The organism is Ferruginibacter sp. (assembly GCF_031391665.1).
Taxonomy (GTDB): domain Bacteria; phylum Bacteroidota; class Bacteroidia; order Chitinophagales; family Chitinophagaceae; genus Ferruginibacter.
On record NZ_JANMUN010000009.1, the window covers coordinates 1 to 12,451 of the forward strand.

A 12,451-nucleotide genomic window follows, 5' to 3' on the forward strand; every position below is an offset into this window, starting at 1 on the left:
TAAAGAAGATATTGATTTAACAACGACAAATGTTGTGCTGGATGAAGATACCAGCAGACATATAGTGCAGGTATTGCGTATGCAAAATGGTGAACAGTTACAATTAACTAACGGCAAAGGAAATTTATTTACTGCAGAAATTACAGATGATAACAGAAAAAAATGTGCAGTAACAATTGTAAAAACTATCAACCATCAACTATCAACTATCAACATTACAATCGCTATTTCGCTTATAAAAAACACCACCCGCTTTGAATGGTTTTTAGAAAAAGCAACGGAGATCGGCGTTACAGAAATTATTCCGCTCATCTGCGAACGCACAGAAAAAACAAATTTTAAAATGGAGCGGATAAAAAGTATTTTAGTAAGTGCCATGCTGCAAAGCCAGCAGTGCTGGTTGCCGGTGTTGCAAAAGCCTGCACCTTATAAAAAACTCTTGGAGGGTTTTAAAACCCTCCAAGAGTTGGAAATGCAGCAAAAATTTATTGCACATTGCGAAGATGAAAACAATAAAGTTTCTCTAACTAATAAACTAATAAACCAATCAACCAATAAACTAATCCTAATTGGTCCCGAAGGTGATTTTACAAAAACTGAAATTGAACTGGCTTTGCAAAATAAATTTATACCTGTTGCATTAGGCGAAACCAGGTTAAGAACAGAAACAGCAGGCGTTGTTGCTGCAACCATCTTAAAATTTTTCAATTAAAAGTTGTGTTTTAAAATACAGCAGAATATATTTATCTTAACCGTGTGTATAGTTACTACAATCATACTTTTTCATTTATCTGCATTGGCGGTATTTTTTTAGCTGCGGTTTATCATACCATTTTATACCTGCACCGAAAAGAAAGCCTGCTTAATTATTACAGTCAGTATTTATGGGTGTTACTTTTTTATCTTTTATTTCGTGTTGATCTTTATTTTGATTTAACCCGGTTGGATTTTTATAAAAGTCCATATCAATGGGACGAAATTTTTCAAATGTTTGGCTTTATGTTTTACATCCGTTTTTTATGTAAGGCAATTTTTTTAAAACAATCGGATAATAAATATGCCTGGAATTTTTACAGCATTAATATACCTGTAATAATAAGTTACTGTTTCATTTTAATGGTATTCACCAATTTTCCTTTTATTATTGGGGTATTTAAAATGCTGATACGAATTTATCTGCTCAGCTTCGGGCTTTTATTTATCGTTATCTTATGGCAAAAGAAAAAAAGCCTGTATTATAAATATCTTTTTGCAGGAGCTGTTTCCATGATTTTTTTTGGTGTGGTATCTACAGTAAGTATGATAATAAGAGTAAATTTTTTTGGCCTGGGCCCTTTTCACTGGCTGCTGGTTTCTTTTTATATTGATGTAATATTTTTTTCGGCAGCGCTGGGTTATCTGATACGGCAGGAATACCAGCAAAAAGAAAGTTCGTTAAAACAATTATTAAAATCGGAAGCAGAGCTGCAGCAGAAAGAGTTAGAAAAAATGAAAGCTGTGTATGAAACAAGGGAAGAAGAAAGAATGCGTATTGCCCGTGATTTGCACGATGATATGGGCAGCACCCTCAGCAGCATAAGTATTTATTCCAAAGTAGTTAGCTCGTATATTGAAAATGATACAGCAAAAGCAAATGAATATCTTGATAAAATAAAAGATAACACTGCAATGCTGATGGAAAATACTACCGATCTTATCTGGTCGTTGCAAACCAATTACGGTCAGTCAGAATCTATTTTTAAAAGAATGCAGGATACCGGTATTCAAATACTTTCATCGGCAAGTATTGCACCGCACTTTGCTGTTACATTGCCACAACAACTGCCACGGTTAAGTATAAAAGCGCAAAAAAATTGCTGGCTGATATTTAAAGAAGCCTTGAATAACGTTTGTAAATACAGTAAGGCGGCAAACTGCAACATAATAATTACCGCAGATGAGGAATCGCTTTTATTATCTATTCAAGATGACGGTATTGGATTTAAAGAAATAAAAGAAGGCAATGGTTTTGTTAACATGCGCCAGCGAACAGAAGAACTGGAAGGTAAATTTAATATTGAAAGCACTGCTGGTATTGGCACAACTATTTCGGCAAAGTTTAACTTGCATAAAATTTTAATGACTGTATAGCTATTATACAAAGCTTATTTTTTAAATTCACACATGATATATTTTAAACCTGTAAAATATTTTTTTTACCGCTTGCTTTTTACTGCAGTTATTTTTTTTTGCAGTAATACAATTTGCAGTCAAACTATTTCTCACACAATTGATTCTTTAAAAAAAGAAATTTTAAATATTGAACAGGAAGATAAAAACATAAAAATATATTTTGCCATTGCAGATAATTTTATGGAGATAGATCAATACGATTCTGCACAATTATGGTTAAATAAAATTTCAGCAGTTTTACCTTATAAAGAACCATCACTGTCAAGTTATTTTTTATCAACCCGCCAGGCCGAAGTGTATTATTATAATGGGTTGCAGCGGCTGGGTTTGCAGGAATCGGAACGTTCGCTTGCTATTGCAAAAACATTGCACGACAGTTTATTATTGGCAGATGCGTACAATTTTATTGGGCTGTTCTACATCAACCTTGATAGTAACCGCAGGGCAATTCCTTATTTTAAAAAAGGAATAAACTTTACCAAACAACCACCTTATCCAAACAATTATTTAAGCCTTACCAAACCGCATCATTTATATGGAAATATGGCAGAGGCTTATGAAAAAATGGGCATGTACGACAGTGCAGTTTATTTAAGCCGAATATCGCTGCAGCTTGCAATGCAAATAGACTGGAAGAGGGGTGTTGCTGTTGCTTATAACAATTTAGGTAATGCTTTTTTAGAATTAAATAATGCAGACTCATCATTAAACAATTATCGGATGTCATCTTTAGCCACACAGCAGAGCGGTGATTTTGATGTGGAGCTTTTAAATTATGGCGGATTGGCAAAGGCCGAAGATATGCTGCAAAAAAAAGAACAGGCTATGCAATGGTTGCAGCAAGGGTTTAGCCTTATTAAAAATAAACCATCAGTAAATAATTTATTTGCGGATCATTTTTTAGATGATGCCATTTTTATTTATAAAAAATATAACCTGGCTAGTATGCTCACAATGGCACTTGAAAAAAAAGGTGAACTGCTGCAAAAAAGGATAAAAAATAATAACCTGCAAATGAATGTAGTTTTAAATGCAGGGCTGAGCAACGAAACCCGTTTGCTTAACCTGGAAGTGCAGCAGGTAAAACAGCAAAATGAAATTAGTAACACAAGGGTATATCTTTTACTGGCTTTTTTAATATTGGGTATGGGTGCTTTTTTATTGTACAGGTATAAAGCAAGGCAAAAATTACAAATTGTACAATTACAAAATAAAATAAGCCAGGATCTGCATGATGATGTGGGCTCATCGCTGAGCAGCCTGCAGGTGTACAGCACAGTAGCCAGTCAGCTACTGGAAAGCCAGCCTGCAAAAGCAAAAGAAATGCTGGAAAAGATAGCCGTACAATCAAAAATATTAATGGAAAATATCGGCGATATAGTTTGGTCGATGAAGCCCGGTAATGAGCAGCAAATACAACTTAATGCAAAAATTAAAAATTTTGTATCGGATGTACTTTCGGCTGCAAATATTAATTATGCAATAAATATTGATGATGGAGCAGAAGCATTAATAAAAAATATTACTGCTAAAAAAAATATACTGCTTATAATAAAAGAAGCAGTAAATAACACCGTCAAATACAGCAATGCATCGGATGTTGCGGTATCCATTAAAAAAATAGAGGAACATATTTGTGTGCAGGTGGCAGATAATGGAAAAGGATTTGATGCGGCTGCAGAAAAAATAAAAGGCGACGGGTTGAGCAATATGCAAAAAAGAACAGAAGAATTGCAGGGGATTTTTGAAATAACCAGTAGTACAGGCAAAGGCACCACGGTATCGGCACTTTTACCCATCCCTATAATTAGTGATACCGCTTAGTAGCATCTACCCTTAATTTTACATTATGCCGATTAAAGTTTTTATTTACGATGACAACGAATCCCGGAGGGATAGTTTAAAAGCATTGGTAGAACTTACACCTGAAATTTTATTTACTGGAGCCGCTGCTGATTGCAGCAACCTGGCAAATGATATGAAAAGTTACGAACCCGATGTAGTACTGATGGATATTAACATGCCCAATGTAGATGGTATGGAAGGGTTACGCCAGATCCGGCAATCATTTCCGCATATAAAAGTATTAATGCAAACCGTGTTTGACGACAGTGAAAAAATTTTTACCAGTATACGCAACGGTGCCAGTGGTTATATTTTAAAAAAAGATTCGCCACAGCGGATATTACAGGCCATACAGGAAGTGCACGAAGGTGGTGCTGTAATGAACCCCGGCATTGCACAAAAAGTATTAGAGTTTTTTCAACCCAAAAAAACAAAAACCACTTTAACGGAAAGAGAAACGCAGGTGCTTACGTTATTGGCAGAAGGGCTGAGTTATAAAATGATTGCAGATAAATTGGCCTTAAGTTTTCATACCGTAAATACCCATGCCAAAAATATTTACGAAAAATTGCATGTTGCTTCTCTTGGCGAAGCCATAGCCTATTACTATAAAAATCTCCAGTAATTTTTTCCGCAGTTTTAGGTTTACTTTTCCACTCACTACAATTAGCGATTGACCGGCATTGTTAATGATTTTAGTTTTACAGTTCATAAAAAAATTAAAATCATGAAACAGTTATTCTCCTTTTTATTTTTAGCAATTACCGCAGGTGCATTTGCTACTGTACATACCGTAAGTAACAATCCGGCTACGCTGGCACAATTCAACAACATCAACACAGCAGTAACTGCCGCAGCCACTGGGGATACCATTTATATACACGGTAGCCCTAATGCCTATTTTGCATTTACACAAACCAACAAGCAATTAACTTTTATTGGGCCTGGCTTTTCTCCAGATAAAAATTTAGGTTTTACAGCTAATATACCCGGTTGTACTATTACTGGTGCTTTATGTGCAAATTCCGAATACCAGGGGATTACTTTTACAAGTACAATTAGTATAAATTCTGCAGCACCTAATAACCTTCGTTTTATCCGTAATAATTTTTCGCAACTTTCTATTTCTATTAACCAGGGTGGCGTTACTTATTCCGGTTATTTATTTGAAGGAAATCTTTTTGACAACAGTTCTGCTGATGCAGCCACTAACAGTACCTATCAAAATTTTCTTTTTCAAAATAATTATTTTTATGAAAGCGCCTGCTGCAGGGATGCAAATATTGGGGGATTTTTCAATACCACCAATGTATTGTTCGATCATAATTTATGGTTTGGCGCTGGTAGTGGTGTGAGAAATGCATTTACCAACAGCTGCAGATTTCTTACTATAACCAATAATGTTTTTGTAAGAAGAAATGCATCAAGTAGTAATTCCAATTCGGTATTCAATAACAACATCACTTTTTATCCTGCAGGTTCTGTTAATCCCGGTGCACCGTGGACACTTAATGGAAATGTTAATGGAGGAGGCAATGCAGATAATCTTGATCCGCAAATGGTGGCACAGGCTTCTGTTAATGCAGGTACAAATAACTCTATTGCCGATTATACCATTCCTGCAGGCCCTGGTAATAATACCGCAAGTGATGGAAAAGACATGGGCTTGCTTTATGATGTTACAGGCAGTTTAAATTTTACCAACAGCCGCAATAGCCGCCTGCCACGCATTTTCAGCATGAACGTGATAACACCTACTGTAGCAGCAGGTGCAAATGTTACCATTAATGTAGATGCAAGAATCAGTAATTAATGTTAACCCTTTACAAAACAAAAAGGAGGATAACATGAAAAAGATAATTTTATTACTCGTACTATACTGTACTGCAAATGTATTGCAGGCACAAAATAATATTACTGCCGCTGAGTTTTTTGTAGATACTGATCCAGGTGCAGGAAATGCAACACCCATTACGGTAACAACACCCGGAAGCACTGTAAATTTTACTGCAAACATTCCTACAACCTTATTGGCAAATGGTTTTCATTTTGCAGCAATACGTACCAAAACTGATAATGGCAAATGGAGTTTATTTGAAGCAAGTGGCTTTTACATCAGCACCGCAACAATTAACGTAACCAATATTACTGCTGCTGAATTTTTTGTTGATACCGATCCGGGTGTGGGTAATGCAACACCGGTTGCAATTACTGCGGGGCCTAACCCCACTTTTGTAGCCACTGATCCCACTACATCTTTATCAGCAGGTTTTCATTTTGCAGCTATTCGTACAAAGGATTTAAATGATAAATGGAGTTTGTTTGAAGGAAGGGGCTTTTATATCAGTTCATCAACAGCCAATGTTACGGATATAAGCGCTGCTGAATTTTTTGTGGATAGCGATCCGGGTGTGGGCAACGGCACTTCAATAACAATTTCGCCTGGGCCTAACCCAACATTTGTAGCCACTGTTCCCACAACATCTTTAACACCGGGTTTTCATTTTGCGGCTATTCGTACACGGGATGCCAGTGGTAAATGGGGTTTGTTTGAAGCAAGGGGATTTTATATCAGTACATCAACAACTAATGTAACTAATATAAATGCTGCTGAGTTTTTTATAGACAGCGACCCCGGTGTAGGCAATGGCACCGCTATTACACCAATTACCGCAGGGCCTAATCCTGTTTTTGTTGCCACAGTACCTACTATTTCGCTTGCAAATGGCTTTCATTTTGTGGCAATACGAACTAAAGATGCCGAAGGCAAATGGGGGTTATTTGAAAGCCGTGGTTTCTACATCAGCACGCAAACCAACAATGTATCTAACATGGTACAGGCAGAATATTTTATTGATGCCGACCCAGGCGTGGGCAATGCATCACCGTTTACTATTCCAAATGCTGCAAATTTTAATCAGAATTTTTCTCTTAATGTACCGGCAGGTACAAGTAATGGTACACATACTATTGCATTAAGGGTGAGAAATGCAGAAGGTAAATGGGGTTTGTTTGAGTTTGCCGATTTTACTGTATCAGGAGTTGTGCCCTTACGTTTACTGAGTTTTGATGCATTTAAAAGTGATAATAAAGTTAAACTGAACTGGAAAACAGATAATGAAATAAACACTTCGCATTTTGACGTGGAAAGAAGTGTAAACGGAATTGATTTTAAAAAGATTGGAACGGTGACAGCGCTTAACAGATCTGGTATTAATCAATATAGCTTTGAAGATGCTAATCCTGCCGATGGCGTTAATTTATATCGGTTAAGGCAGGTAGATATTGATGCTAAGTTTGAATACTCCAATACCCTTAAAATTTTATTCAGCTCTAAACTAAATATAACCATCTACCCGAATCCTGTAGTAGATAAATTAAAAATTCAAATACCAGGTTCCTCATTAAAATGGATGAGCAGCATTTATGATGCTTCGGGTAAATTAGTTTACCAAAAAACAAATACTGCCGCAGGTAATTTAATAGAAATTAATATTACTCCAATGGCAAAAGGTAACTATGTACTTGTATTAAATAATGGATTGGAAACATTTACAGGAAAATTTTTAAAGCAATAATTTATAACCATTAAACCCATCCCAAAGAGGCTGTCTGGTTTTTATAAAAGGCAGCTTCTTTTATTTTAAAATTTAGCCGTAAGAAATTTTTTAAACAATGAGCATGAAAAAATTTTTATCATTTGCTATTCTCCTGATTATTTTTATTACTGTAAAAGCACAGGTAGGTAAGGTTGGTATTAATACCACCGCACCACAGGCAATGCTGCATGTAAAAGACAGCAGTGTTTTATTTCAAGGTGCATTAAATTTACCTGCAACTCCTGGTAATCCTCCTGTTAGTGGTGCAGGTACAAGAATGATGTGGTATCCGGATAAAGCAGCATTCAGGGCGGGAACAGCTGATGATAATGAATGGGATAAGGACAGTACAGGTAATTATTCATTTGCTGCAGGTTATGGTACAAAAGCCAAGGGAACTTATTCAACAGCATTTGGAAGAAATACTTCAGCAACCGGTAATAGTTCTATTGCAATCGGAGAATTTTCGACTGGCAATGGATTTTCTTCAGTCGCAATTGGATCCTTTGCAAATGCAATGAATGGATTTTCTGCAGCAATAGGGTTTCAGGTAAATGCATCGGGGAATGGTTCTTTGGCAATGGGTAGTTCTACCATTTCATCCGGGGTTTCATCTACAAGTATGGGAACATTTACAAAAGCAACAGGCAATTATTCTATGGCATTGAACTTTAGTACCTATGCCAGAGCCTTTGCTTCACTTTGTATTGGACAATACAATGACTCTATTGCAACCAGTTCTCCTACAACCTGGATAGCAACAGACCCTGTTTTCATTATCGGCAATGGAACGGCTGATAATGCAAGAAACAATGCTTTAACGATTTTAAAAAATGCAAAGACAGGCATTAACACAGAAGCACCGGCTGCAGGCCTGCATATAAAAGCTGTTGATAATACATTTGACCAGCACATAAGGTTAGAAAGTACGGCTGGGCCAGCCAGCTATGGAATTATTTTGTATGATGGTAGTATGAAATTCAGAACATTTGATGCAGGAGCTGCCTTTCAATGGAGGGATAATACAAATAATACAAGAATGCAATTAACAAGCACTGGTAATTTAAGCATCGATGGTACACTTTCACAAAACAGCGATGCCCGGCTTAAAAAAAATATTCATCTTTTAAGAAATAGTTTACAAAAAATTTTATTGCTAAACGGATATCAATATAATTGGATAGAAAAAAACAGCGATAGAAGTTTACAGACAGGAGTGCTGGCACAGGAAATAGAAAAGCAGATGCCTGAACTGGTAAAAACTGATATAGAAGGAACTAAAAGTGTAAACTATAGTGGCATGATACCTTACCTGATAGAAGCTGTGAAAGAACTGAAAAGTGAAAATGAAATCCTGAAAACACAAATTAAACTATTACAAAAAAAGAATAAATGACCATTTGTAAAAATTAATTAGGCTGAAAAGTTTGCGGTAAAAACCGGGATCCAAAGAGTTATTGTTTTTTTTATTGGACTATTTATAAAGGCGAATCCGGATAACTGCAAGCCTGCAGCAAACAATACGAACAATAAGCCGATACATCAGAGGGTATAATCAACAATAAATAAAACAAACAAAATGAACAATTCAAACAATTCTTCAACAGTACTTGTTGCAGGTGCTACCGGCTATTTAGGCAGTGAAATTTGCCGTCAGTTAATTGCGAAAAATAAAACTGTCAAAGGTTTGGTACGTACCACATCAGATTCAAATAAAGTAGCTTATTTAAAAGAATTAGGTGTTGAAACTATTGAAGGCGATTTGAGGCAGAAGGACTCATTAGAAAATGCTTTGCATGGAGTTTCAGCCATTATTTCAACGGTTTCCTCAACTTTATCAAGGCAGGAAGGTGATTCAATTCAAACAGTGGATGATGAAGGCCAAAATAATCTAATTGAAGCTGCTATAAGTAGAGGCGTAAGTCAATTTATATATGTTTCATTTTGTGCTATGGGTGATTGCCCTCTGCAAACAGCTAAACGAAAAGTGGAAAAACATCTTGCTGAAAGTGGGTTGAATTATACCATTTTGCAACCAACCTATTTTATGGAAGTATGGCTAAGTCCTGTATTGGGATTTGATTATCCCAATGGCAAAGCCAGCATTTTTGGTGAAGGGAAAAACAAAATATCCTGGATAGCGATAAGAGATGTGGCATCATTTGCGGTTGACTCGTTGGACAATCCTGCGGCTAAGAACCGAATAATTGAGTTGGGTGGACCAGAGGCCTTAAGTCCGCTTGAAGTAGTAACTATTTTTGAGAAAGCAAAAGGCAAAAAGTTTGAACTTCTTTTTGTGCCGGAAGAAGCACTAAAAGCACAAAGAAATGGAGTACAAGACCCATTAAGCGAATCATTTTCTGCATTGACATTGGGAGTGGTGAATGGGAGTGAAATTGATATGTCTGGCATCCTTAATGATTTTCAAATTCGACTGACCTCGGTAAATGATTATGCAAACAGTTAAATAAATAAATTCTTTTTATCAGTGGTTAGAAAGGAATTAAGAGTGTGAACTATAGTGGAATGACACCTTCCCTGGTAGAAGCAATAAAAGAACTGAAGGGTGAAAATGAAATGCTGAAAAAAGAAATTGAACAATTGCAGCAAAAGAAAAAATAAAATATGAAATCTTTTTTTTAATAACCATTGCTATACAAAAATGCAGGTATCCTGCCTGTGGCAATAATACCTGATGGATACAATTGTGGGTGTTTTGGATAAGCAGCCGCATTTTTAATGAATGTGGGCGATGCTGATTAATCAAAATCACTACAATTAGGGATTGGGCTTTTTCATTTATAAGGAAACTTTATGCCTTAAATCATTGTGTATGAAAAAATCATTCATTGCAATATCTGTAGTTTTTTTTAGTGTAACGGCTTTTGCACAAATAGGCAGGGTAGGTATTAACACCACCGCACCACAGGCAATGCTGCATGTAAAAGACAGCAGTGTTTTATTTTCTGCTTCAACCTTACCGGTAATACCCGGCAATCCACCGCTATCGGGTATTGGTAACAGAATGATGTGGTACAGCGATAAAGCCGCTTTCCGGTCGGGTTATGCTGATGGTGCCAACTGGGATAAAGACAGTACCGGTGTTTATTCGTTTGCCACTGGTTACGATACAAAAGCTAAAGGTGAAAATTCTTTTGCATCGGGGTTTAGAACAAATGCCAGCGGAGGTTTTTCTTTTGCAGCAGGTTTTAATACTGTTGCAGAAGGGCAGCGGTCTGCTGCATTTGGTAATAATACATTTTCACGGTTTAGTGATGGAATGGTATTGGGAGCTTTTAATGATACAAGCGATATGTTTTTTTCGCAAGGCGTATATACTCCAACGCTGTTTGCAGTAGGTAATGGAACAGCTAACAATAACCGCAAAAATGCTTTTACAGTAGCTGCTAATGGACGTGTAGGTATTGGTACCACGAATCCGCAGGCAGCTTTGCAAATTATTAATCAAAATTCTTTAGATCAGCACATTGCATTAAACTCAATATTTAACAGTATTGATACGGCTTACATTAAGTTTGACGACCGACGTATGCAATTCAGAAACACAAGTAACTTCGGTTCCTTCTGGGATTTTCAAAACAAATCAGGTGTTACACAATGTATCATAAGTTCTAACGGAGATGTTGATATTAAGGGAGGATTTACCATGGGGCCAAACAGATCTTTAGGCGTTAATACCACCAGCCCTTTTGCACCTGTTCATATAATTAATAATGCTGCATCAGGAGGAAGTTTTAATGCCAAAGCCGGTATCATTATGGAAGATAATGATCATGCTTATATGCAATTTTCTAATCCCAATAACAGAGAGGCGGGGCTGCTCTCCGGTAATGCTTCAACCACAATTCGCAGTGCAATAATATTTTCCATTGACAGTGCTTTGTTATTTAGAGCAGGTGGTAACAGCACCCGTGTAACCATTACAAAAGTTGGCGATATGGGTATTGGCACCGGTGCACCTGAAGCAAAACTTGATGTGAATGGAGATTTTAAGTTGGGTACTGCCGGTACCGTTTTAACTAATGTAATTAAAGTTACTGTAAATGCAAATGTTCCGCCAGTTGCTGCGGTTACAACTGCTGCATTTACATTTAATATTCCAAATGCAGTTATTGGCGCAGTGGCTATGGTTTCGCCTGGGAGTACACTAAATGCAGGAATGGTAATAGCATCTGCAAGAGTATCAGCAGCAAATACAGTTGAAGTAAGATTTGTAAATACAACAGCAGCACCAATTGATCTGGCGGCAATGGATTTTTTTATTGCAGTAATACAATAAAATCATACCGGTAATAATTTTAAAATTTACACTTATAGAAATAAATAAAAAATGAAACAATCAATTTTTTTTCTTGCATTTATTTTTCTTCATACTTTGTTGCATGCACAATCTGTTGCAATTAATACCGATGGCAGTGTTGCGAACGGCAGTGCTTTGCTGGAAGTGAAAAGTACTACCAAAGGATTATTAATTCCCAGAATGAACAAGACAGAAAAAAAATGCGATTGCTTTACCAGCCGCAGGTTTATTGATTTATCAAAACGCACCCGACAGTATTGGCTTTCATTATTACGATGGCAGCAACTGGCTTTGGCTGGAAGCTTTAGCCAATGCCGGCTGGAAAACAAAAGGAAACGCAGGTACCGATACAGGAGTAAATTTTATTGGTACAACAGATAATATGCCTTTGCGCTTTAAGCAAAATGGACAATACCTTGGCCAGTGGGATATAAATAAAGGCAACTATTTAATTGGCGACCGGGCCGGAATTCAAAAGCCTGGGGCCATGCAGAATTCAATAGCCATTGGAGAC

Annotated in this window: 10 protein-coding genes; all 10 read left to right on the top strand. The window is 36.7% G+C overall.

Features of this window, described 5'->3' with window-relative positions; genetic code table 11:
- On the top strand, nt 1–712 hold a 712-nt coding region (locus ACY651_RS00595), incomplete at its 5' end, for an RsmE family RNA methyltransferase (protein WP_462248631.1).
- 44 nt (nt 713–756) lie between these two features.
- A complete protein-coding gene (locus ACY651_RS00600; protein ID WP_462248633.1) occupies nt 757–2,130 on the top strand; it encodes a sensor histidine kinase in 1,374 nt (457 codons plus the stop codon).
- A gap of 33 nt (nt 2,131–2,163) precedes the next feature.
- The gene (locus tag ACY651_RS00605; protein WP_462248636.1) at nt 2,164–3,996 is read left to right on the top strand and encodes a tetratricopeptide repeat-containing sensor histidine kinase; all 1,833 of its coding nucleotides are present in this window, start codon (nt 2,164–2,166) and stop codon (nt 3,994–3,996) included.
- A gap of 25 nt (nt 3,997–4,021) precedes the next feature.
- A complete protein-coding gene (locus ACY651_RS00610) occupies nt 4,022–4,642 on the top strand; it encodes a response regulator (RefSeq protein WP_462248638.1) in 621 nt (206 codons plus the stop codon).
- 102 nt (nt 4,643–4,744) lie between these two features.
- The gene (locus ACY651_RS00615) at nt 4,745–5,830 is read left to right on the top strand and encodes a hypothetical protein (RefSeq protein ID WP_462248640.1); all 1,086 of its coding nucleotides are present in this window, start codon (nt 4,745–4,747) and stop codon (nt 5,828–5,830) included.
- A 34-nt stretch (nt 5,831–5,864) separates the two neighbouring features.
- On the top strand, nt 5,865–7,595 hold the full coding sequence (locus tag ACY651_RS00620; RefSeq protein ID WP_462248642.1) for a T9SS type A sorting domain-containing protein: 1,731 nt from the start codon (nt 5,865–5,867) through the stop codon (nt 7,593–7,595).
- 103 nt (nt 7,596–7,698) lie between these two features.
- The gene (locus tag ACY651_RS00625) at nt 7,699–9,012 is read left to right on the top strand and encodes a tail fiber domain-containing protein (protein WP_462248644.1); all 1,314 of its coding nucleotides are present in this window, start codon (nt 7,699–7,701) and stop codon (nt 9,010–9,012) included.
- 183 nt (nt 9,013–9,195) lie between these two features.
- Nucleotides 9,196–10,083 (top strand): SDR family oxidoreductase, encoded by an 888-nt coding sequence (locus ACY651_RS00630; RefSeq protein ID WP_462248646.1) that lies wholly within the window; start codon nt 9,196–9,198, stop codon nt 10,081–10,083.
- A 366-nt stretch (nt 10,084–10,449) separates the two neighbouring features.
- Nucleotides 10,450–11,916: a hypothetical protein gene (locus ACY651_RS00635; RefSeq protein ID WP_462248648.1), complete on the top strand. Its 1,467-nt coding sequence runs from the start codon at nt 10,450–10,452 to the stop codon at nt 11,914–11,916.
- Between the two features lie 250 nt (nt 11,917–12,166).
- Nucleotides 12,167–12,451 (top strand): hypothetical protein (locus ACY651_RS00640; protein ID WP_462248650.1); only part of this gene is annotated, 285 nt, incomplete at its 3' end.